This window comes from Nocardia sp. NPDC004278 (assembly GCF_053602975.1).
Map to the genome: position 1 here is coordinate 107,885 of NZ_JBSGEQ010000020.1, position 20,530 is coordinate 128,414.

At 65.2% G+C, this 20,530-nt stretch carries 23 protein-coding genes and 1 pseudogene; 11 read left to right on the forward strand and 13 right to left on the reverse strand.

The features are described from left to right. Positions 1-615 precede the first annotated feature (615 nt). Both ACWEO2_RS27500 and ACWEO2_RS27505 read right to left on the reverse strand, forming a co-directional pair. On the reverse strand, positions 616-807 hold the full coding sequence (locus ACWEO2_RS27500) for a hypothetical protein (RefSeq protein ID WP_452407955.1): 192 nt from the start codon (positions 805-807) through the stop codon (positions 616-618). Beyond that, complete coding sequence (locus tag ACWEO2_RS27505; RefSeq protein ID WP_452408025.1) at positions 783-1,082, reverse strand: hypothetical protein; 300 nt, start codon at positions 1,080-1,082, stop codon at positions 783-785. Before ACWEO2_RS27505 ends, ACWEO2_RS27500 begins: the two co-directional genes overlap by 25 nt. On the opposite strand from ACWEO2_RS27505, the gene ACWEO2_RS27510 reads away from it, so the two are divergent. Then, entirely contained in the window at positions 963-1,349 is a 387-nt protein-coding gene (locus ACWEO2_RS27510) for a low temperature requirement protein A (protein ID WP_452407956.1), read from the forward strand. The two genes, ACWEO2_RS27505 and ACWEO2_RS27510, sit on opposite strands and share 120 nt — an antisense overlap. 482 nt (positions 1,350-1,831) lie before the next feature. Here the strand turns inward: ACWEO2_RS27510 and ACWEO2_RS27515 are convergent, their stop codons facing one another. From ACWEO2_RS27515 to ACWEO2_RS27525, 3 genes are all read right to left on the reverse strand, one after another. Beyond that, the gene (locus ACWEO2_RS27515) at positions 1,832-2,536 is read right to left on the reverse strand and encodes a class I SAM-dependent methyltransferase (RefSeq protein WP_452407957.1); all 705 of its coding nucleotides are present in this window, start codon (positions 2,534-2,536) and stop codon (positions 1,832-1,834) included. Between the two features lie 360 nt (positions 2,537-2,896). Then, positions 2,897-3,808, reverse strand: a complete 912-nt coding sequence (locus tag ACWEO2_RS27520) for a cutinase family protein (RefSeq protein ID WP_452407958.1) — start codon at positions 3,806-3,808, stop codon at positions 2,897-2,899. A gap of 108 nt (positions 3,809-3,916) precedes the next feature. Then, the gene (locus ACWEO2_RS27525) at positions 3,917-4,528 is read right to left on the reverse strand and encodes a MurR/RpiR family transcriptional regulator (RefSeq protein ID WP_452407959.1); all 612 of its coding nucleotides are present in this window, start codon (positions 4,526-4,528) and stop codon (positions 3,917-3,919) included. A gap of 211 nt (positions 4,529-4,739) precedes the next feature. Here ACWEO2_RS27525 and ACWEO2_RS27530 point away from each other — a divergent pair, with 211 nt between their 5' ends. Genes ACWEO2_RS27530 through ACWEO2_RS27540 form a run of 3 tightly spaced genes read left to right on the forward strand, consistent with a single transcriptional unit; the run spans position 4,740 to position 6,055 of the window. Then, entirely contained in the window at positions 4,740-5,081 is a 342-nt protein-coding gene (locus tag ACWEO2_RS27530; RefSeq protein ID WP_452407960.1) for an ATP-binding cassette domain-containing protein, read from the forward strand. A 26-nt stretch (positions 5,082-5,107) separates the two neighbouring features. Further along, complete coding sequence (locus tag ACWEO2_RS27535; protein WP_452407961.1) at positions 5,108-5,251, forward strand: hypothetical protein; 144 nt, start codon at positions 5,108-5,110, stop codon at positions 5,249-5,251. A 3-nt stretch (positions 5,252-5,254) separates the two neighbouring features. Further along, positions 5,255-6,055 (forward strand): crotonase/enoyl-CoA hydratase family protein, encoded by an 801-nt coding sequence (locus ACWEO2_RS27540; protein WP_452407962.1) that lies wholly within the window; start codon positions 5,255-5,257, stop codon positions 6,053-6,055. On the opposite strand, the gene ACWEO2_RS27545 is transcribed toward ACWEO2_RS27540, so the two are convergent. Beyond that, entirely contained in the window at positions 6,042-6,653 is a 612-nt protein-coding gene (locus ACWEO2_RS27545; RefSeq protein WP_452407963.1) for a TetR/AcrR family transcriptional regulator, read from the reverse strand. The two genes, ACWEO2_RS27540 and ACWEO2_RS27545, sit on opposite strands and share 14 nt — an antisense overlap. A gap of 133 nt (positions 6,654-6,786) precedes the next feature. Between ACWEO2_RS27545 and ACWEO2_RS27550 the strand changes: the two genes are divergently transcribed. After that, positions 6,787-7,683: an NmrA/HSCARG family protein gene (locus ACWEO2_RS27550; protein WP_452407964.1), complete on the forward strand. Its 897-nt coding sequence runs from the start codon at positions 6,787-6,789 to the stop codon at positions 7,681-7,683. Between the two features lie 76 nt (positions 7,684-7,759). Here ACWEO2_RS27550 and ACWEO2_RS27555 read toward each other — a convergent pair whose 3' ends face one another. The 3 genes from ACWEO2_RS27555 to ACWEO2_RS27565 form a co-directional block, all read right to left on the reverse strand. Continuing rightward, positions 7,760-9,424, reverse strand: coding sequence for an NAD-dependent malic enzyme (locus ACWEO2_RS27555; protein ID WP_452407965.1), 1,665 nt, complete (start codon positions 9,422-9,424; stop codon positions 7,760-7,762). A 542-nt stretch (positions 9,425-9,966) separates the two neighbouring features. Then, positions 9,967-10,785 (reverse strand): class I SAM-dependent methyltransferase, encoded by an 819-nt coding sequence (locus tag ACWEO2_RS27560; protein ID WP_452407966.1) that lies wholly within the window; start codon positions 10,783-10,785, stop codon positions 9,967-9,969. Then, entirely contained in the window at positions 10,782-11,012 is a 231-nt protein-coding gene (locus ACWEO2_RS27565) for a hypothetical protein (protein ID WP_452407967.1), read from the reverse strand. Before ACWEO2_RS27565 ends, ACWEO2_RS27560 begins: the two co-directional genes overlap by 4 nt. Positions 11,013-11,096: 84 nt before the next feature. On the opposite strand from ACWEO2_RS27565, the gene ACWEO2_RS27570 reads away from it, so the two are divergent. Both ACWEO2_RS27570 and ACWEO2_RS27575 read left to right on the forward strand, forming a co-directional pair. Next, positions 11,097-11,246, forward strand: coding sequence for a hypothetical protein (locus tag ACWEO2_RS27570; protein ID WP_452407968.1), 150 nt, complete (start codon positions 11,097-11,099; stop codon positions 11,244-11,246). Positions 11,247-11,404: 158 nt separating this feature from the next. After that, the gene (locus ACWEO2_RS27575; RefSeq protein ID WP_452407969.1) at positions 11,405-12,811 is read left to right on the forward strand and encodes a selenium-binding protein SBP56-related protein; all 1,407 of its coding nucleotides are present in this window, start codon (positions 11,405-11,407) and stop codon (positions 12,809-12,811) included. Between the two features lie 205 nt (positions 12,812-13,016). On the opposite strand, the gene ACWEO2_RS27580 is transcribed toward ACWEO2_RS27575, so the two are convergent. Next, positions 13,017-13,400 carry a hypothetical protein gene (locus ACWEO2_RS27580; RefSeq protein ID WP_452407970.1) on the reverse strand — a complete coding sequence of 128 codons (384 nt, stop codon included), beginning with the start codon at positions 13,398-13,400 and terminating at the stop codon, positions 13,017-13,019. A 460-nt stretch (positions 13,401-13,860) separates the two neighbouring features. Here ACWEO2_RS27580 and ACWEO2_RS27585 point away from each other — a divergent pair, with 460 nt between their 5' ends. Continuing rightward, positions 13,861-16,020 carry a serine hydrolase domain-containing protein gene (locus ACWEO2_RS27585; protein ID WP_452407971.1) on the forward strand — a complete coding sequence of 720 codons (2,160 nt, stop codon included), beginning with the start codon at positions 13,861-13,863 and terminating at the stop codon, positions 16,018-16,020. Between the two features lie 20 nt (positions 16,021-16,040). On the opposite strand, the gene ACWEO2_RS27590 is transcribed toward ACWEO2_RS27585, so the two are convergent. Both ACWEO2_RS27590 and ACWEO2_RS27595 read right to left on the reverse strand, forming a co-directional pair. Further along, a complete protein-coding gene (locus ACWEO2_RS27590) occupies positions 16,041-16,682 on the reverse strand; it encodes a response regulator transcription factor (RefSeq protein WP_452407972.1) in 642 nt (213 codons plus the stop codon). A 32-nt stretch (positions 16,683-16,714) separates the two neighbouring features. Beyond that, positions 16,715-17,314, reverse strand: coding sequence for a TetR/AcrR family transcriptional regulator (locus ACWEO2_RS27595; protein WP_452407973.1), 600 nt, complete (start codon positions 17,312-17,314; stop codon positions 16,715-16,717). A gap of 182 nt (positions 17,315-17,496) precedes the next feature. Here ACWEO2_RS27595 and ACWEO2_RS27600 point away from each other — a divergent pair. The 3 genes and pseudogenes from ACWEO2_RS27600 to ACWEO2_RS27610 form a co-directional block, all read left to right on the forward strand. Then, positions 17,497-17,639: pseudogene (locus tag ACWEO2_RS27600) on the forward strand (catalase); the annotation flags it as partial. A 59-nt stretch (positions 17,640-17,698) separates the two neighbouring features. Next, on the forward strand, positions 17,699-18,784 hold the full coding sequence (locus ACWEO2_RS27605; protein WP_452407974.1) for a sulfite oxidase: 1,086 nt from the start codon (positions 17,699-17,701) through the stop codon (positions 18,782-18,784). 171 nt (positions 18,785-18,955) lie between these two features. Next, complete coding sequence (locus tag ACWEO2_RS27610; protein ID WP_452407975.1) at positions 18,956-19,486, forward strand: DUF302 domain-containing protein; 531 nt, start codon at positions 18,956-18,958, stop codon at positions 19,484-19,486. An 81-nt stretch (positions 19,487-19,567) separates the two neighbouring features. Here ACWEO2_RS27610 and ACWEO2_RS27615 read toward each other — a convergent pair whose 3' ends face one another. Then, a complete protein-coding gene (locus tag ACWEO2_RS27615) occupies positions 19,568-20,212 on the reverse strand; it encodes an alpha/beta hydrolase (RefSeq protein WP_452407976.1) in 645 nt (214 codons plus the stop codon). Positions 20,213-20,530 lie beyond the last annotated feature (318 nt).

Here is a 20,530-nt window from a genome sequence, read left to right on the forward strand (position 1 = left end):
CGAGGACGCGTCATCGAGCTTAGTGGCCTGCGGGGTTCTGTCGGCTGCGGTCGTGTGCCTTCCACGTTAATTCTGTGCAAACGTGCGGACCCCGCTAATTGCTCGCGGTTGTACCGGTACAGCGTCAGCTTTCGCGAACCATCGCAGTGACCGCGAAGTCCGACAAGATGTAATCGGTGATCTCGGATTTCCGCGAAAGATATGCGACTGCCACAGAATTCGGGAATCGGACATTGATGTCCAGCTGTCGCCGCCCGAGCGTCACGCCGATCGCGAAGTCGTCGGATCGCCCTGCTCGAGGACTGCTGATGCACTCACAGCGGGCCGGACGTTCCATCAAGCCATGAAGTCTGCAGGTCGGGTGGACGTTTGTAGTACATCGGAGTTGTGCGGGGCCGACCGCGCGGTACTCCACATTTACTCTTGCTTTTCAGTCGAACTTATCCGAATCCCGTGCGGCACAGCATTATTCGATGCCGCGAGCTATTAACGCTGGCGGAAAAGTGAGTGCCGATGATCGCGGGGAGCCGAATCCTGTTGGGACAGAACCGGAAGTTCCAGATACTTATCACCGTCGAAGTGAATGAATGAGCCAGCAGAGACCGGGGCGGTGCTTCAAATCTGTGCAGACGCTGTGCTCGGGGGGATAGCGGCGGTCTTCGCGATGCGCTGGCGAATCTGGAAGACCTCGGTGACGAAGGGGCGGAGGCGCCCGTCGGATAGCGGAGACTCCACTCCCACGCGCAGGATGTGTTCGGCCTGTGTAGCATTCACGACGATGGTCAGCTCCACCAGACGGGTGCGCATGCGACCGCCGCATCGACCAGGTCCTGTTTGGTGACGCTGTCGTCGGCGAGCCATGCCTTGATGGCCTCCACGGGACTACCGAAGCGGTTGTAGAACATCGCCCGGGTGATGCCGGCGCAGGCCGCGAGCTCGGCCACCGTGATCCGCGAAATCGGTTGTGCCGAAGCCAGTTCCACAACGGGCGCGGTGCCACCCTGGGATGGATCCTCGCGCACCTGCCGCTGACGGCCGCCATCGCAGTCATGGGTGCGGCCATGGTCTGGATGGTCGAGCATGCCGATGGCGCCCGTACACCCGCCAGTACGGCCTGGATGCTGTGCGCCGGAACCGCTCTCACGCTGTGCATCACCATGGCGCTCGCGGCCACGTTGAGGGAGTGGCAGCGCCGGCCCCGCTTCTATCGATCCCTCGCCACCCTGAGCGCGCTCTGCGCGGCGCTGGCGCTCACGGTGGTGTACCTGCGACCCGCGCCGCTGGCATTGGGGCTGATTCTCGTTGCGCTGTACGGCATTCCGTGGGGCTTCGCGGTAGCGCGACGCTAGTCCCCTCGGACCGGGGCAGTCGCGGTCTCCGATCGAGCCGGGGCCGTTGGTTTTGCAGTCGGGCGACGGGTCGAGCCGATTCGTTCACTCGGGCCACGCCGAGTGCTGGATGATCTCGACGAAATCGTTTCGGATACTGACAGACCCCACCGCCGATCACAGCACGAACCCCTTGGCCGCCGCCGCGGCGATGAGCACCCGCCAGATAACCCGGCTCTTCCACGCGGAACTGGGGACCACGCCGGCGCGCTGGGTCGAACGGGTCCGCCTCGACCGCCCAACAGCTCCTGCTGGAAGGGCATACGATCATTTCCGCGGCCTACCGCAGCGACGAATCATTGCGGCGTGCCTTCGCGCGGAATCTCGGCATCACACCCACCGACTACAAGCGCCGATTCGCCACGACAGCCGCAACCCTTGTCGATGGCTGACGATGCCGCTCTCCTGAGGTACCGCGCACCCGTGACCTCGCTGTGGCGGGATCAGCCGAGGTGGGCGCTCAACAGCCAGGCCGGAACCGACTTGCGGCCGGTGGGTTCGTCGCGAATGCCCTCGAACCGGAACGTCGGGCCGCCCGCAGACACACCGATTTCGCCTTCGGGTAGGTCGCCATGGATCCGCGCCGGTCTGATCTCATCGACCACCCAGTACTTCTCCACCGCCTCCCGAAGCTCGTCGGCGGTGACCGGCGCGGGGCCCGGCACGGGTGCATCGGGCAGGGCGGCCCGGTCGAAAACCAGCGCGTAATAGGACGCGCCAGGCGCGGCGGCGCGCACAATCGACTGCTGGTAGCCCGCCCGCGACTCGACCGGGATCGAATGGAACAGCGTGCTGTCGACGATGGTGCCGAAGCGGCCGTCGTAGCCGGTAAAGGAAGTGATATCGGCGACCTCGAAGGAGGCGTTGGCCAGGCCGCGCCGGGCGGCTTCAGCGCGGGCCAGCTCGATCGCGGTCGGCGACAGATCCAGTCCCACGGTGGTGTAGCCCTGCCCGGCCAGATACAGCGAGATCGCCGCCTCTCCGCATCCGACATCGAGGACTTCGCCATGGAATTTGCCCTGCTGGATCAGCGCGGCGAGTTCGGGCTGGGGTTCCCCGATACTCCACGGCGGCTTGACGCCCGGCCCGAACGGGCCGCCTGTGCCTTGGTAGACGGCTTCGAAATCGAAATCATCCGGATAGGTCATAGCCTACGACTATCAGTGCTGCTGATGCCTGTCAACGTCCTTGATGTAGGTGGTAACAGGTCCGAACGGACGGCCTTGTCGGCATCTGCTGTCAGCATGCTCCAGCGGCGGAGCTGCCGACCGGTCGTTGGCCGCCTTTTGTCGGCGCTCCATACCGATGGAATCCGGTGCGACCAGCCGTTTCTCAGTGGTCGACTTATTCGTTGGAGCGGATTTCGTGGTATCGGCCGGTTGATGGCGCGACGTACCGCATGTCCGGCGAATATTTGCCGATGAGCGTGCAGATCGGGTCTGCTGAAAGACGTAATGCGACGGCGGTATCGGCGACCGGCCAATCGGTCGCCGATACCGCACAAGCGGCTAGTTGCGTGCCGCGTCGATCAGCTGTTGGTGCAGCCAGGTCAGCGGGGTGGCGCCGCCGGGGCCGATCGCGTAGTGCGGGTAGCTCTGGTGGATCCCGGACTTCACGAAATCGTCGACCTGCTGTTTGCGCTGTTCGTAGGCCGAGTTATTGAGCTGGTCGTTGAGCAGCCCGAGACCACCCGCGGCGAGGGCGTCGGCGATGAGGTTGCCCGCCTCCAGCTGATAGGTACCGAACTGGGCGGGGTCGGGGTTGGAGATCTGGGCGAAGAATCCGGCGATGCGAGCAGCGAAGTCGCCGTCGGGGGTTGCGCAGTACAGATCTCCAACGGCGCAGAAGGTGTACGTCTTCGGGGTGAGCCAGCCGAAACCGCCCAAGCGTGGACCACCGGCGCCCGCGCCAAGGACGGGCGGGCCGATGAGGTTGTCGGTGGGGGAGCGGCGGGGGTCGGAGATCAGTCCGACCAATTCCACGCGGTTCGGCGATACGACACCGACCCCGGTGCCGATCTCGGCGGCGAGATCACCGGCGGCGTCCGCGCCCTGGCTGTAGCCCACCAGCGCGAATCGTGTTGCGCCACAGCGCTGGGCCATCGCGCTGACCAGGCCACGGGCATTGTCGAGGGCTTCTCGTTTGGAGCGGCCGTACACGTCGCCTTCCCAAGGGAACGCGGTCGCCGCGTAGGCGACGTAGTCGGTCTGGACGTTGCCGGGCAAGCCGTTGGCGACGGCGGCGAGCATCCCTTGGCCCGGTTCGGACTTCGACGTTTCCCAGGTGCCGGGAACCGCTACGACATACATGTCGGGGCACTGCTGTGGGGCTGCTTGCGCGGTCGAGGCCGCGCCGACCGGAAGGGCGGCGCTCACCAGTGCAGCCGCGCATGCGGCGGTGTTCTTCCATCGAGAAAACATCGTCTACTCCCAGGTGTCACGGCTGAGGGCATGGTTCGTTCGGCGTAGGTTACTTCGCGAGTGTAAAGGGCGTGTCGGAATAGCGCTGGGGTAGTAGGACAGTCATCCCTACGCTCGGCCGACGCCAGACCGCCGGAGCCTCCCGTCCGAGCTCGCCGCGGTAGCGAATTTCCGCGCGGCGAGTAGGACGGTGTCCATGTGCAAGCGGTATACGGCCAGGTGACGGGTTCGCGTGCCCGGCTGGGTGACGGTCCATAAGGAGATCCTTACTTGGGCCCCGAATCCGTTTGTGTAGATGTGGAAGTCGCTGAGCAGCTGCTCCTCCTGCAGCAGTGACGCGCGTGCCTCACGCCCGTGTGACTTCGCCACCTCCGCGGTGAGCGTCTGCATCAGCGCGGTGAACGCGGTCATCGAGCGCAGCACCGAGGTGCTGGCCGCATCCCGAAGAAACATTCGTCCGCCGATGCGGCCAGGGCGACCCGGGTTGTCGATCAGTGCGATGACATGGGCGCCGACCGACCGTGCCCACGCCGCGCCGCGCACCGTGTCGGTCATATGGCGATGAATCGATATGGCCATGAAGCAGTCTCGTGCACGCACCCGGCGCAGGTCGTCGGTCAGCGCGCCAGCCGTTGCCGTCACCAGCGCGACGTCCTCACGCACCATGCCGAGCCGGTAGGCCAGCAGATAGGTGGGTGCATGGCATTTGCGCAAGCCCATCACGTGCCCCCGGGGCGCGTCGGTCAGCTGCCGGACTGCAGACTCCCAGGTCGCGAGCGGTCATTCTCCCTCGTGGCTCGAGCCGAGCCGGAGCCGTCGGCCGCGTGCAAGATTAATTGTATTTCTACGCATTCTGCAAATCTTCTTGCATTTTACCCTTCGGGGCTGTTAGCTGTCTCGCACAAGCTGCCGATCACGACTGGATCCGTCCATGACAACGACATCACTCACCGGCGCCACCAGCTCCCCGCAACCGCCGCTGATCTCTATATGGGGTGTGACCAAGACCTTTGGCGCAACCGCCGTGCTGCGCGACATCGACCTGGACATCGCCAAAGGCGAGGTCGTGGTCGTGATCGGGCCCTCGGGTTCCGGCAAGTCGACGCTGTGCCGCACCATCAATCGGCTCGAGACGATCAGCGGAGGCGCCATCACATTCCGCGGCGAGCCACTACCGTCGTCCGGTGCGGCGTTGAAGAAGGTGCGCTCGAAATCCGAACCAGCCGACGATATTCCGCTCACTCCCACCCCCATGGTCGGCGCGGCCCGCTGACCCGTATCAAGAGGAGATCTACCTCGATGACCACAGCCACCGACGCACCCACCGATCCGGCCGAACGCGGCTATCAGACGATCGCGGAACTGGACCTCGATCCCGTCGTCGCCTCGGGTACCGGCACAATTCCGGTGGATGTCCGGATCGTTATCGCACCCGAGGAGTAGATCGTGAGTGAGCCCGTCCGCATCGAGCGCACCGGCGACGTCGTCGTCTGGACCCTCAACAACCCCGAGGCCCGCAACCCGATATCCGATGCCGAGACGGTGGACGCGCTCGAACGGGCGGTGTCGGCCGCCAACGCCGATCCCTCGGTGCGGGTGGCGATCCTGACCGGTGCCGGTACCGCCTTCTCGTCGGGCGGCAATATCAAGCACATGCGCGACCGGACCGGCATGTTCGGCGGCGCACCCGCCGAGTTGCGGCAGGGATATCGGCACGGGATCCAGCGCATCCCGAAGGCCCTGTATCACTGCGAAATTCCGACCATCGCCGCGGTCAATGGCCCCGCCATCGGCGCGGGCTGCGATCTGGCCCTCATGTGCGATATGCGTATCGCCGCCGACACCGCGACATTCGCCGAGAGCTTCGCCAAGGTCGGCATCATCCCCGGTGACGGCGGTGCCTGGCTACTTCCGCGGGCCGTCGGCATGGCTCGCGCCAGCGAGATGGCATTCACCGGCGAGCCGATCGACGCCGCCACGGCGCTGCACTGGGGACTGGTCTCGGCGGTCGTCGAACCCGACGCACTGCTCGACGCGGCCCACGCGCTGGCCGCCCGGGTCGCCGCCAATCCACCCCAGGTGCTGCGGATGACCAAAAAGCTACTCCGCGAAGGCCAATGGCAGAGCCTGGAAAGTCTGCTCGAACTATCCGCTGCCCTACAGGCCATCGCCCACCAGACCGACGACCACCACGAAGCGGTCTCCGCCATGCTCGAACGCCGGGAACCCAGGTTCACGGGTCGGTAGGCGCTGGGTTGCGTGGGTATATTCCTTCCATCATCAGGGTGAGTAGTTGATCTGCTCGGGTGGCGTTGTCCGGATCGCGCTCGGTAACGAACGCGATGGCGTTGACCAGCTTCAGCAGTTGCGCTGCGGTGATATCGGCACGCACCACTCCTGCGCGCTGCGCGCGGCTGAGCAGTGTCGTCGCGGCCGTGATTATCGCCTCACGGCACCAGGACATATCCGACCCGCCCATCGATAGGGCGGCAGTCAGGGCGGCAAGCAGGCCGCGTGAGGTGCTTCCCTGACCGATCAGCGATCGCAACCAGATCGTCAGCGCCGCACCCGGCTCCGACTCGGTGCCCAACTGTTCCGCTGCGGTGCACAGCGCCTCGATCTCATCCTGGTGTACCGCATCCAATAACGCTTCACGAGTGGAGAAATGGCGGTACAGCGTGGCATTTCCGACTCCTGCCCGTCGGGCGATGTCATCCAGCGAGGCGTCGAGGCCGTGCTCCGCGTACACAGCGCGCGCCGCCGTGAGCAATCGCTCGTAGTTGCGCCGCGCGTCGGCACGCATCGGTCGTGCACGGGGCCCGCCCGTGCTGTTCGGTTTCGTCATGACCACCATTCAGATTGCAAAACCGGGGAGTGTCCCCGTATTGTATCAATCGGCAACCGGGGACTGTCCCCATTTATCTGACGGTTGCGAGATATCCAGTCCCGCAAGGACATACGAATCAAGGAACGGACAGATGTCGATATCCGAGCAGTCAATTCTGGTCACCGGCGCCACCGGATGGCAGGGTGGCGCCGCGGCGCGGCGGTTGTTGACCAACGGACAGAAGGTGCGCGCCCTGGTCCGCGATCCGCACAGCCCCGCGGCGCGGGAACTCGCTGCGGCGGGCGCCGAACTCTTCCAGGGCGACATGGGCGACCGCGACTCACTCGACGTGGCCATGCGAGACGTCTACGGAGTGTTCAGTGTCCAGCCGACCCAGGGATATCCCGGCACGCCGCCGACTTTCACCCTCGACGACGAGGTGCGCCTCGGCGTCGCCGTCGCCGAGGCGGCCCGGGCGGCCGGTGTGCGACACCTGGTGTACTCGTCTGTCGGCGGAGCCGACCGAGATCCCGGTATCGCACGCTGGGCGACCAAATGGCGAATCGAGCAGCACATCGCCACCCTCGGCCTGGCCGCGACAATCCTGCGCCCGGTCAGGTTCATGGAGAACCAAGCCGACCCAACGCTCGGTGTTCGCGACGGTATCCTCACCGACGTCTTCCGCCCTGACACTCGCGTCCAGCTGATCGCGGCCCGCGACATCGGCGCCTTCGCCGCGCTCGCCTTCGAGAATCCGGACGAATATCTCGGCAAGGCACTCGAATTGGCGGGCGACGAGCTGACCATGCCGCAGGTTGTCGGCGCGATTACCCGAGCGACCGGACAACCGGTGAGCTACCGATCGCTGCCACGCGAAGCGCTCGAGGGGAGGGACCCCGATGCGATCGCGGGATTTGTCTTCGCCAACGAACGGGGCGGCTGGCAAGCGGACATCCCGGCCTTGCGGAAGCTGCACCCCGGTCTGCTGACCTTCGACACCTGGCTCGCCCGAGACGGCAAAGCGCAATTCGCGGATACGTTCCGGTAAGCAGGCCAGACGACGCGCGTACCGGTCGCCCCGGTGCCGATCGGGATCGCGCGCGGCGGTTGACCGGTGACTCCGGTCATGGTGCGACCTCCAAGTCGGGGTAGCTGGCATGCCACATCGCGTCCTGGACGGCTCTGCCGGGGTCGGTCAACGGCTTTGCGACGCCGTCCTGCACGGCTTGTTCGGCGACTGCGACGGCAACCGTCGCCGACATGACCCGCAGGTTCTCGACATTCGGTAACAGACCGGCGCCCTTGCGCGCACTGTCCACCAGCCCACCGATGGCTTCCGAAGCGGCGAACAACATTCCATCGGTCACATGATCGGCGGCCGAGACGATTGTGCCCAGACCGATGCCCGGGTACACGAGGGCGTTGTTGGCCTGACCGATCTCGTAGGTGGTTCCGTTGTAGGAGACGGGCTCCCACGGCGTTCCGGTCGCGACGAGGCCGCGTCCGTCCGTCCACCGGATCGCGTCGGCGGGCCGGGCTTCGATTCGTTCGGTCGGATTGGAGAGCGCGAAGATCATGGGGCGTTCGACATTTTCTGCCATCGTACGGACGACGGCCTCGGTGAAGGCGCCGCCCACCGTCGAGGTGCCGATCAGGATGGTCGGGTGTACCGCCGCGACCACCGCTGCCAGATCGCTCTTACAGTCGATCCGACCGACGACCTCCGGACGGGTTCTGGCGTAAGGCTTCTGGTAGTCGCGCAGGTCGTTCATGTCATCGACCAGCAGCCCCGGCTTGTCGACCAGCCAGAACCGCCGTGTCGCCTCCCGCTCGGACAGGCCGTCGCGCACCATGACCGTTCTCAGCTGGTCGGCGATCCCGACCCCCGCTGTTCCTGCACCGAATACGACAACGCGCTGTTCACTCGCCCGCGTGCCCGCGACCCGCATGCCCGCCAGGACTGCCGCCAGAGTGATCGCACCAGTTCCCTGCATGTCGTCGTTGAAGACCCGGGCCTTGTCCCGGTACCGCTCGAGAATCCGCCGCGCATTGGACGGTCCGAAATCCTCGAAATGCAACAGCGCATGCGGGAATAGGCGGCTCGCACTTTCCACATAGGCGTCGATGAACGCGTCGTATCGTTCGCCACGCGTCCGGCTGTGGCGATTGCCGACATACAGCGGGTCGTTGAGCAGCGATTCACGGTCGGTTCCCACGTCGAGCATGACCGGGATGACCCGGTCGGGGTCGATACCCGCAGCGGCGGTGTAGATGGCCAGTTTGCCGATGGAGATGTCCATCCCGTTCGCCCCCCAGTCGCCGATACCCAGGATCTCCTCGGCGTCGGTCGCCACCACCAGGTCTACGTCGTCCGCGTCGAGGCCATAGTTACGAAAGGCCTGCTCGATTGCGTCGATCGCGTCTATCGACAGGTACACCCCGTCGGGCCGACGGAATTCGTGGCTGTAGTGCTCGATTGCCTGCGCTATCACGGGGTCGTAGACGACCGGGAGCATCTCGGTCAGATGATCCTCGAGCAGTTTGTAGTAGAGCACCTCGTTGCGATCGTGCAATGCAGCGAGAAACGTGTTCTTGGCCAGATCGCTGGGCTGCGAACTGTACTGCTGGTAGACGCGACCGACCTGTTGTTCGAGCGAGAACACGCCCGCCGGGAGCAGGCCCTGCAGCCCGAGCGAGACGCGCTGCTCGTTGGTGAATGCCGTGCCGCGGTTGTACCGCGGGTCGCGAAGCAGATCACGACCATGGGGAAAACCAGTGGTAGTGGCCATGCCGACCTTCTTTCCAGAGAGGCGCAGAGCGTCGGATCTGCTCATCGGGTGCGACGCTGCCGAAATGGCGGCCCCCGGTTCGTACGGCGCTCTGGAGTTGGACCGAAAACGTTGGAGAACACAAGACGCGCAACTCGAGCTCGAATCGACGTCATCGTCGATCACTTCGACCAACCACCCCCGCGCACGGTGACCGAGCGGACAATCGCGCTGATCAACAGTCTAATTTCGACACAGCGACGCCGGCAGAGAAAATGCGGTTGTCGCTGTCGCCATCACGTCCTGAAGATCCCGAGCTTGTTCGAGGTAGGGCTTGCGGAAGCGTTGGCGGTTTCTCGAACCATCCGAACTGGAATTCGGGTTTCCAGTCGGCGTTGAGCCGTAAAATGACGAAAGCCGTTGCAGTGCAACGGCTTTCGTGTTGAGTCGCGTCCAGAGGGGAATGTCGCGGCGGCGGCCAGCCCGGTGACGACCGCGCCCGAACCGAATTCGCGCATCGCGGACCCCTTTCGAGTGCGCGACCCTGGCGCCTGCCGCCCAGTTCAGACCGATCGGCGTGCGGTGACCAAGAGGTACTCCCACTCCATTCGCCCATTGCCCATGTCGTGCTGGGAAGCGAGATCGGCGAGTTCCCGGTCCAACCGTGCGATCCGGTCTGGTTCCGCGGCAATGGCCTTGTACACGGCGATGGTCGGTCCGTAGTAGGCCTTGAAGAAGTCGCGGAACCCGGCGCCGTCGGCGAAGCGATCGATGACTGCTTTTTCGCGTCGCAGCTCGAGGTCGGTGACGCGATCGCCCAAGAGCGACCGGACATGTGTCTCGTCGCCCCACAGCGGGGGTGGCAGCGCACCGGGCGGGGGCGGCGGAGCGAACGGTTTCATGGTGGCGAACATCTGTCCGATGAAACCGGTGGATGTCCAGTTGATCAGCCCGATCGTGCCGCCCGGCTTGGTGACCCGCACCAGTTCGTCCGCGGCCGCTTGGTGGGACGGCGCGAACATGATGCCTACGCACGAGATCACGGCGTCGAACTCGGCATCGGCGTAGGGCAATGCCTCGGCGTCGGCTTCCTGCCACTGCAGGTCGACGCCCTGGGCGGCGGCGAGACGCCGGCCGACGTCGAACAGTTCGGGCGTGAGGTCGCTCGCAACGACGTCCGCACCGGTCTCCGCGGCCGGGATCGCCGCGTTCCCGGATCCGGCCGCAATGTCCAGCACGCGCTGACCCGGGCCGATACGGCAGACCTCGACGAGATGCCGACCCAGCCCAGGGATGACTTCGGTGGCGACGGCCGGGTAGTCGCCCAGTGCCCACATTGCGCGATGTCGCGCCTTGAGATCTTTGGGGCCGGATTCGGTCATTTGTTGCTCGCACCCGGTTCGGTCGAACCCAACCATTTTGTTGGCAGGCCGGTGAAAACGTACCGATACGGTCGCAGCTTGTGGTCGCGATCGAATGTGTCCATCTCGATACCGGTTATCTCCATAGCGATATGTTGCTCCACGGAGCCCTCGAACAGCGGTAGGTTGATCTGCACCGTGTTGCGGCCCGGCTTGTCTGATATGAGGTAGTGCCCCTTCTCGGGCAATCGAGGCCGAGTATCTCGATCTTCCAGTGCTGACTCTGGCTGACCTCGAAGCTCCACCATCCGAACACGGGCAAGGCGATCCGTGTGCTGCACGGTAACGATGCGCAGGCGGCACAGGGAATTGCCGAGCGGCGCAACAGTCTTGAAGAAGCGGCCTGGAACTTGGGCTACCGCGTCGAAGTGATTCGGTGGCGGATCAACATCACAGAAGCACGTCGACTTCTGGCCAGCTGACGGCTGCGCCGGCCGTAGCTGGTGGATCTATGTAGAAAGGCCGAGACTGGTTACTGCCTGCCCGCGCCATTACTGCACGCGACCACACGAGTCGCTCGGCACCGCCAGATCGGGCGAGGTGCGCGGGTCTCCGCCTATCGACATGAAGGAGGCTGGAAATGAATCACTCGGACTTGGACCCGACCTTCTATCGGAGCGCAGCAGAGGCGGTAGCCGCGCCACCGGAGCGGCTCGCATACGTTGTTGCGTTCGACGGCGCGGCACAGAAGCCGGATGCGCTGTCAGTAGTCGATGTGGATCCGGGCTCGGCCACCTACGGCCGGGTGGTGGGCTGGACCGAGGTACCCCACTTGGGCAACGAGCTCCACCATTTCGGCTGGAACGCCTGCAGCAGCGCGCTGAAGCATGCGGGCCACCACAGTGCGGGGCTGGCTCGGCGGTACCTGATCGTGCCGGGTCTGCGCTCGTCACGACTGCACGTATTCGATACCCAGCCCGACCCACGCCAGCCCACCCTGTCCAAGATCGTGGACAGCTCCGAGCTCGCGGCCAAGGCCGGCTACTCCCGTCCACACACGCTGCACTGCGGGCCGGACGGTGTGTTCATGACCTGCCTCGGCGCGGCAAACGGATCGGACGGGCCGGGCGGGATCGCGCTGCTCGATCACGATACGTTCGATGTGCTGCGGCAATGGGAGACCGACCGTGGGCCGCAATACTTCGCGTACGACGCCTGGTGGCATCTCAACCAGAACACGCTGATCAGCAGCGAGTGGGGCACCCCGTTCATGATCGAGGACGGGCTGAAGCCGGAGCTGCTGCTGGCCAACAAGTACGGTCACGCGATCCACTTCTGGGACCTCGCCGCCGGTCGACACCAGCAGCGGATCGATCTCGGCGAGCAGTACCAGATGCCACTAGAGCTGCGCCCTTCGCACGATCCGGACGCCACTTGGGGGTTCGTCGGTGTGGTGATCTCGACCGAGGATCTGTCGGCCTCCGTGTGGCGTTGGCACCGCGATGGTGGTGTGTGGGCGGTCGACAAGGTGATCACCATTCCGGCCGAACCGGCCGATCCCGACCTGCTGCCGCCGGCACTGAAACCGTTCGGCGCGGTACCGCCGCTGGTCACCGACATCGGCCTGTCGGTCGACGACGCATACCTCTACGTCTCGTGCTGGGGCACCGGGGAACTCCGGCAGTTCGACGTGCGCAATCCGGCTGACCCGAAACAGACCGGGGCGATCCGCCTCGGCGGGATCGTCGGCCGCAGCGCCCACCCGGCCGCGCCGAACAAGCCGCTTGCCGGCGGGTCCCAGATGGTCGAGATCAGCCGTAATGGTCGGCGGGTCTACCTCACCAACTCGCTCTATAGCGCGTGGGACGACCAGTTCTACCCGGATGGGGTCGGCGCCTGGATGGCCGTGATAGACACCGATCCGGACGGCGGAATGACCATCGATGAGTCGTTCTTCCCGCACGACGAGGACTTTCGAGGTCTGCGGGTGCATCAGGTGCGCCTCCAGGGCGGCGACGCATCCTCCGACTCCTACTGCTATCGGTAGCCGGATCGAGCCGGGACCACTGGATCTCGACCGCGTACGCCCGGTCGGCGAAGTGTCCGTACCAGCAGCAATTGCTGGTCCTAGCGTGAGCCGCGAAACAATGCTCGACTGCGAAATCGTGCGCTGTCAGCTGGCTGCACTCCACTCGGCGGTACCCGATGCCGAGATCTGATCAGCCCGAGAGGTTGAGCGGCCGCGGCTTGTGTCAGGGCGGGCCCAGCGCAGTCACCGGGACGCCGTAGGGCAGGAACCGCACGCGACGGCGTTCATCGGTATTGTCGCGGTGCGCACGCAAGGCCTCGAGCTCGCTCGGAAAAACCTGCTCGACTCTGGCCTCGCCGACGTCGTCGATGCTGTAGATGACCCATACCCCACTGCCGGTCTCGCCGGTGGTCTCGCCCTCCGGCTGCGGCGGCCGCGTACGCTCCGGCTGAACAAACTGACCGAGCAGCGACGCCAGCGTGCTCCCGCCTGCGCGATCGATGTACTCGCCGGCCTTTCCGAGAAGGTCGCGGAATTCGATCCCCACCTCCCGTAGCGCGCGTTCGAATTCTTCCGGATCGATCCCGAAAGGCCCGTCGGTTGCCATCACATTGCTCCTGGAGACGAATTCGGCGCTACGTCTTCAGTGTCCTCGCGCAACCCCGATTTCGCCACGCCTGGCAATGACCATGACCCGATGTGGCGAACTCGGCTCACCGGATCGGCTGTGCCATGCCGGGTGTCTGACAGCAAAGGAGTGCATGTCATCGAACCATCCGTCACCCCTGGGTGACGTCCAGCGCAGAGTGCTCGACGGCGTCTTCCCACTGGTCGCCTTGTTTATTCACCGCCCGATGGTGTCGCCCACGTAGCGCTGGCGATACTCTTTCGATATCTTTTGCGATACCGATAATTCGGTCACTGGCTTTATCGCCAGGAACTGCATGGACAACTACGGTTGAGATAGCCGATCGATCTTGGAAATTCGTTCTGGTCATTTCGCCCAAAATTCCCACCAATAAAGGAATCCGTTGTCCTGGAAACAATTTAGACGTACCGCCTGTGCGGTGACAGCAGCGGCTACCATCCTCGCGATCACAACATCGTGCGCGGAAGGCACCTCCGATGACTCGAATGCGACCACTGCGGCGGAGCCACCAGAACTGCGGAGTGCGCTGGATGACGCTGTTCGGCAGGGGATTCCGGGTGTTCAGGTGGTTATCACCCAGGATGGCCGCGACCGCGCCGTCACCTCGGGCGCCGCTGACACGACATCCGGCCGCGCGTTCGCACTCGACGATCGGATCCGGATCGCCAGCAATACCAAGTCGTTCGTCGCGACGGTCATGCTGCAACTCGTCGGCGAGGGGAAGATCGAACTCGATGCGCCGGTCGAGCGCTACCTGCCCGGGTTCGTCCACGGCAACGGGTACGACGGACATCGGATCACCGTGCGAAATCTGCTGCAGCACACCGCCGGATTGGCCGACTACATCGAACCCGAGAAGATGGCGAAGAGCGCAGGAAATTTGCATCGGCAGCCGTTCGACGCCGCCACGTTGGTCGGCGAGGTCCTCGCGACGAAGCCGCCGCTGGCGGAGCCCGGCGAGCGGATGATCTACTCGAACGCTGGGTATCTGCTGGCGGGCCTGGTAATCGAGCAGGTCACCGGACGCCCCATCGGGACCGAGATCACCACTCGAATCATCCAGCCTTTGGAACTGGCCTCGACGTACTATCCCGAGCCCGGCGAAACCGCTCTCCGCGGCTCCCATGCGCACGGCTATCTCGTGATCGACGGACAACGCACGGACGCAACGGAACTGGATCCCTACGGGATCGGCGGCGCCGACGGTGCGATCGTATCGACCGGGGCCGACCTCAATCGCTTCTTCACCGCATTGCTCGGCGGCAGGCTGCTGGCGCCGCACCTGCTGGACGAAATGCAGCGCACGGTACCCGCCGACGCGCTGCAACCAGGCGCCCAGGCCGGTCTTGGTCTCATGCGTATTCCGGTGTCCTGCGGCACAGAGGTCTGGGGACACGGCGGCGCCACACTCGGGTTCGCGACGCGCGGCGGCGTGACGGCGGACGGCGTCGCGGTGACCGTGACCGCCAACCTGCTGCCGCAGCCCACCGAGGCGGCCACGGCAATGAAGGCCGCCTTCGACGCCGCGGTGTGCCCGCCCGAGCCGATCCCGCCCGAGCTGGCCCGGAACTTGGATGAGATTGTCCGGCAGGGCATCCCGGGAACGCAGGTGGTCTTCACCGCCGCCGGCCGCGATCGCCAGGCGACCGCGGGCGTCGCGGACACCGCCTCCGGTCGGCCGTTCGCCCTCGATGACCGTGTCCGGGTGGGCAGCAATACGAAAACCTTCGTGGCGACCGTGGTGCTCCAACTGGTGAACGAGGGCAAGATCGAACTGGATGCGCCGGTGGCGCGCTACCTGCCGGGCACGTTGCAGGGCAACGGATTCGACGGCAATCGCAGCACCGTGCGCCAACTGCTCCAGCACGCCGCAGGACTGCCCGACTACGCCGACGAAGAGCTGCTGCGGAATTTCGACACCGTCCGCACGCAGCAGCTCGAAGCAGCCGATTTGGTGCGCACCGTGCTGGCGAAGAAGCCGCCGTTGTTCGAACCGGGAACCGGCTGGCAGTACTCGAACACCGGATACCTGCTCGCCGGCATGCTGATCGAGAAGATCACCGGACAATCCGTCGGCGCCGAGATCGCTCGTCGCATCGTCGAACCACTCGGGCTGAATTCCACCTACTATCCGCAAGACGGCGAAACCACCATCCGCGGGCCACACGCCAACGGCTATCGCGATGCCAATGGCACGTTCGTCGACGCCACCGATATGAACACATCCTGGGCCGGAGCCGCGGGAGCACTCGTCTCGACCGCCGCCGATCTGAACCGATTCTTTATCGCGCTACTGGACGGCCGGCTGCTGCCACGGCACCTACTCGCCGAGATGAAGCACACCGTGGCCGGTCCGCCGGATTCCCGAATGCAGTACGGGCTGGGCCTCATGCGACGGGAAGTGAGCTGCGGTAAGGAAGCATGGGGACATGGCGGAGACCTCGAAGGCTTCACGACACGATCCGTGGTCACCCCCGATGGGCGCGCCGTGCACCTGACCGTCAACCTGCTGACCATGGAAGACCAGCCGCGCGCGGCGATCGATGCCGCCTTCGACACCGCGGTGTGCTCGGAGTGAGGGCCGCGGGTGGCTCGGCGTCAGGCGTCGAGGTAGGCGAGCACGGCCTGGACGCGGCGGTGCACCCGATCCTCGCTGCTCAGATCGAGTTTCGCGAAGATGGCGCGAATGTGTTTGTGCACGGCGGCATTGCTGACCAGCAGGTGTTCGGCGATGGCGGTGTTGTTGTGGCCCTCGGCCATCAGCGCGAGCACCTCGCGTTCCCGAGTCGTCAGCGCCGCGAGCGGGTCGGCGCGATAGCCCCGCACGATCCGCGCGAGCACCTCGGGGTCCAATACCGTTGCGCCGAAAGCGATTCGGCGCAGGACATCAAGGAAGTCCGCCACCTTCTCCACCCGCTCTTCGAGTAGGTAGCCGACGCCGCCCGCACCATCGGCAAGCAGGTCGCCGGCATGCTCAGGCTCGATGCTGCTCGACAGCACCAGCACCGGCAGCCCGGGATGCACCCGCCGCAACTGGATCGCGGCGCGCAACCCGTCATCGGTGCGCGTCGGCGGCATCCGGAGATCGACGATCACCGCGTCGGGTCGGTCGGCGGTGACCGCGGCGATGAAATCGACGGCATTGTCACAGGCCGCCGTCACCTCCATACCGGAACTACGCAGCAACAGCACGAGCCCCTCCCGCATCAGGGCATGATCCTCGGCGACTGCAACCCGCATGGCGGCTCCGGCGGTTCTCGCGTTCGCAGCCATTACTTGATCAGTCCAACGAGCATGGCGACGGTGTCGGTGCAGTAGTCGAGGTCGATGCCGCCGGGGGCGAACAGCAGCTCTTGCGACAATCCGCTCAGCAGCGCGGTCACGGCAGGCACTAAGCGGGCAGCCTGCTCGGGTGTGGTGCGAGCGCCCGAGCTATCGAGCTGCCGGTCGGTCAGCAGCCGCGCGAGCGCCGTATCGGTCCGCTCGACCATGGTCACCGATGTCAGCAGGTCGCGGTCGCGCATGCCGGCGACCATCGTCTCGAGCTGGAACGATGCGCGCACGTTCGCCAGGTCGCCGGTCGCCGACTCGTAGCTGATCCGCGCCAGCTCGTGCAGTACCTCGGTCAGCGTGAGTCTCGGGTCCGCCAGCCGCTCCAAGACGTCGAGCTGCTCCTCGATCATGCGCTCGGCCGCGGCGATCAGCAGCCCACGCTTACTGCCGAAGATCGAGTACACGGCGCCGGTGGTCAGGTCGACCGCGTCGGCGATCGCACCGACGCGCGCCGCTTCGTATCCGTGCTGTGCGATGACGGCCACGGCCGAATCGAGGAGTGCGGCGCGATTGCGCGCGCGGGTGACCTCCCGTCGCATTCGAATCCGCTCCTCTCGCCCATCCAAACGATAATCTGATTATTTCAATAACCAATCTACCGCATGTCAGCGTCCCGGTTTGCTCACCTCTGCCCGCGCCGAAATCTGGTCCATGCCTGGTGTTCACCGCCGGAACCGCGGTCGGCGGTAGCAGCCCTTAGCGCCGCTAGGCGGCGATGATCATCGAGCAGATGGCCAACTTCAAGCGGAACCAGGCGCCCGGCACCGGTCTCAGCCCCGACAAAATGCTGCTCGCCAGCGGCTTCTCCTACGCCGACGCACACCGCGTCGCCTCGGAGTCGACTACGAGCAGATCCCCGGCAACCGGCGATAGGATTGAAGTCGCAGTCGCAGTCCGCGACGACTCCTTGCCGGGGCGGTGAGATGTGGGGTAAGCGCGAGGACATGATTGTGCGGGGACGGCTACCGTTCAACGCCGAGCCGCCGCCATCGGTGCTGGCGGGCAGCGAAATCACCGCGGTGGACGCGTTCTATGCGCGCAATCATGGTCCGTTCCCCGACATCCGCACCGAGCAGTGGCGGTTGGGCGTCGATGGACGGGTGGACAATCCGCTCACCGTGACCTACGACCAGCTGACGACCGGCTTTGAGCAACACAGCGTGGTAGCGACGCTGGCGTGTGCCGGCAACCGGCGCGCCGAACTGCTGGCGGTGCGCCCGATCCCCGGCAAGGAGCCATGGGAGCACGGCGCGATCTCGACCGCCGAGTGGGCCGGGCCCAGGCTGGCCGATGTGCTGCAGGCGGCCGGGGTGCACCACGATGACCGACTGCATGTCGCATTCGCTGCACCCGATGTGGCCCAGGAGGCCCGGCCGGTTCAGTCCTACGGCAGCTCCATCCCGCTGACCAAGGCGCTCCGCGAGGAGGTGTTGTTGGCCTGGCAGATGAATTCTCAGCCACTTCCGCGCGTTCACGGTGGCCCGGTGCGTGTGGTGGTGCCTGGCTACATCGGGGCTCGCAGCGTCAAATGGGTCACCGCCGTCACCGTGCAACCGGTCCCATCACAGAACTATTTTCAGGCCCTCGACTACCGCATTCTTCCGCCCGAGGCCGACCCGGAGGCGGTCGCGCCGGGCGAGGGCATCTCGCTATCGTCGTTGGCGCTCAACTGCGACATCCTCGTGCCCACCGAGGGCGATCGGATTCCGCGTGGCTCCCGGACCGTTCGTGGATGGGCAATCGCCGGCGACGGCCACGGCATCAGACGGGTCGACGTCTCCGTCGACGACGGCCGCAGCTGGCGGCAGGCCGACCTGCACCCCGCACCCGGCCGGTGGGCGTGGCGGCCGTGGTCACTGACCGTCGACATGCGACCCGGGCCACTGAACATCACCGCCCGCGCCTGGGACGACGCCGGAGCCACCCAACCCGAATCCCTGGCATCCGTATGGAATCCCCGCGGATACGGCAACAACGCCTGGGCCCACATCAAACTGACGATCCTGTAAGGCATCGCGGTGTGCACGCCGAGATCGCCGCCGCTGGCAAAGCCCGACCGCTGGGAATTCCCGCAGGTGCCGCGAACGAGTGCATGCTGCGACTACACGAAAGCTGTTGCGCCCCAACCTCTGACAGCGACTGATTCAGGCCGGATCGGCACAGACCAGACAGGTTCGGACATGGCCACCTCTCGCACGATCGAACACCAGACCCGCCGACTTCTTGTCGCGTTACCCCAAACCTATGAGGAGGCGCTGACGATCTACGAAAAGCTTGTTCCGCCAATGGATCCAGCCGCGTTCGCACAGGCGGGATCCTGGGATGAAGTCCTCGACATAGCGGCGCTCAGCGCTCCGCACGGGTTCATGCGCTACTACCGCAGCGATATCGGTACCGCCATGGTGGGGTCGCCGTCGAAGTGGCGGGCCACGCAGTACCTGATGGGCAATCACACGATTGCCGAACGCATGTTCCGCCGCGACCCAGCGGTCATGCTCCATGCGCCCCTGCGCACCCTGGTGTTCGTCGGCCCCGACGGCGAGACGACATTCGCCGTCGACCAGCCCAGTCTGCTGTTCGCCAGCTTCGACGATCCCATCATCGAGGCGGTCGGTCGTGAACTCGACGGCCTATTGGCCACCCTCATCCGATTGCTCGGTGGTCAGCTGCCGCCGGAGCTGAACGGCGGTATCGACCTCGCACGAAATTGACTTGGGTACAGTCGAATTCGTGCCTGTGCCCGCTGCGATAGACGCGAACTAGGTTGTACGGGCCGCCATCAGAGCTTTCCGTCAGGCCCTCACTTGTTCATGGATCCACCGATCGGCCAGCGTGGTCCAGATCGCGGCGTCACCGGCGCCGCGCGCCAGGCCGAGGCTGTGGGGACCGTGCGGGAACACATGCACTGCATGGGGTACATGGTTCGCGGCCAGCGCAGAAGCCAATCGGTAGGTGTGCTCGGGCGCTACGTAGGCGTCCTCTGCGGTGTGCCAGACGAAAAACGGTGGTGATTGCGGCGAGACCAAGGCGTCCAGCGAGGTCGACCGGCGTAGTTCCGGGCTGGCGTCCGCACCGAGCAGGATCAGCCGGGCCGGACGATAGGTCTCGGTCTCCATCGACGTGATCGGGTAGCCGAGCACGGCGAACTGTACTGCTTCGTCGGTGTCCGCTCCGGGCGCCAAGGCAGCCAGTCCGGCCAGATGGCCGCCGGCGGAGAATCCGACGACCCCGACTCGTTGTGCGCCCTCGGCCCGTCGGCGCCGGATCTCGGCACGCAAGGCCTGCAACGGAACCGGGTGTCGGACATTGAGCGGATATCGGAATACGCTTGCCTGAACGTCGATGGAGCGCAGCCAGTCGACAACAGGTTCTCCCTCGTGCGGTGCGTGTTCGGCGTATCCACCGCCGGGCAGCACGATTATGTGCGTCCTGGTCATCAAACCTCCCTCGCGTCCATCCCCGGTCTGTAACCACTTCGTTGGCTGCTGGGCGCTCGACATGTTCTCACCCTGCAGCAGTCGATATAGCTGTCGCACTCACCTGAATGAGTGAGTGCGGCCGCAGCGCACCCGCCGTCACCCCAATCACCCGATCGAGGTGATGCACCTCGTCGTCCCGAACACGTACACATTCAGTGTGACCAGTACGGACCTTCGCCCAGGGAGAATTTTGCCCCCGCGGCTGCCGGATGTGGGCGACGACGGAATACCAGGCGTGCCGATTCACCGCACACGCTTACACACCCGGCTCGAGCA

Bases quoted from the DNA above. Each gene is read 5' to 3' on its own strand.
- ACWEO2_RS27500 (WP_452407955.1), bottom strand. From the start codon at position 807: ATGCGCACCCGTCTGGTGGAGCTGACCATCGTCGTGAATGCTACACAG.
- ACWEO2_RS27505 (WP_452408025.1), bottom strand. From the start codon at position 1,082: ATGCTCGACCATCCAGACCATGGCCGCACCCATGACTGCGATGGCGGC.
- ACWEO2_RS27515 (WP_452407957.1), bottom strand. From the start codon at position 2,536: ATGACCTATCCGGATGATTTCGATTTCGAAGCCGTCTACCAAGGCACA.
- ACWEO2_RS27520 (WP_452407958.1), bottom strand. From the start codon at position 3,808: ATGTTTTCTCGATGGAAGAACACCGCCGCATGCGCGGCTGCACTGGTG.
- ACWEO2_RS27525 (WP_452407959.1), bottom strand. From the start codon at position 4,528: ATGGGCTTGCGCAAATGCCATGCACCCACCTATCTGCTGGCCTACCGG.
- ACWEO2_RS27530 (WP_452407960.1), top strand. From the start codon at position 4,740: ATGACAACGACATCACTCACCGGCGCCACCAGCTCCCCGCAACCGCCG.
- ACWEO2_RS27535 (WP_452407961.1), top strand. From the start codon at position 5,108: ATGACCACAGCCACCGACGCACCCACCGATCCGGCCGAACGCGGCTAT.
- ACWEO2_RS27545 (WP_452407963.1), bottom strand. From the start codon at position 6,653: ATGACGAAACCGAACAGCACGGGCGGGCCCCGTGCACGACCGATGCGT.
- ACWEO2_RS27550 (WP_452407964.1), top strand. From the start codon at position 6,787: ATGTCGATATCCGAGCAGTCAATTCTGGTCACCGGCGCCACCGGATGG.
- ACWEO2_RS27555 (WP_452407965.1), bottom strand. From the start codon at position 9,424: ATGGCCACTACCACTGGTTTTCCCCATGGTCGTGATCTGCTTCGCGAC.
- ACWEO2_RS27560 (WP_452407966.1), bottom strand. From the start codon at position 10,785: ATGACCGAATCCGGCCCCAAAGATCTCAAGGCGCGACATCGCGCAATG.
- ACWEO2_RS27575 (WP_452407969.1), top strand. From the start codon at position 11,405: ATGAATCACTCGGACTTGGACCCGACCTTCTATCGGAGCGCAGCAGAG.
- ACWEO2_RS27580 (WP_452407970.1), bottom strand. From the start codon at position 13,400: ATGGCAACCGACGGGCCTTTCGGGATCGATCCGGAAGAATTCGAACGC.
- ACWEO2_RS27590 (WP_452407972.1), bottom strand. From the start codon at position 16,682: ATGCGGGTTGCAGTCGCCGAGGATCATGCCCTGATGCGGGAGGGGCTC.
- ACWEO2_RS27595 (WP_452407973.1), bottom strand. From the start codon at position 17,314: ATGCGACGGGAGGTCACCCGCGCGCGCAATCGCGCCGCACTCCTCGAT.
- ACWEO2_RS27605 (WP_452407974.1), top strand. From the start codon at position 17,699: ATGTGGGGTAAGCGCGAGGACATGATTGTGCGGGGACGGCTACCGTTC.
- ACWEO2_RS27610 (WP_452407975.1), top strand. From the start codon at position 18,956: ATGGCCACCTCTCGCACGATCGAACACCAGACCCGCCGACTTCTTGTC.
- ACWEO2_RS27615 (WP_452407976.1), bottom strand. From the start codon at position 20,212: ATGACCAGGACGCACATAATCGTGCTGCCCGGCGGTGGATACGCCGAA.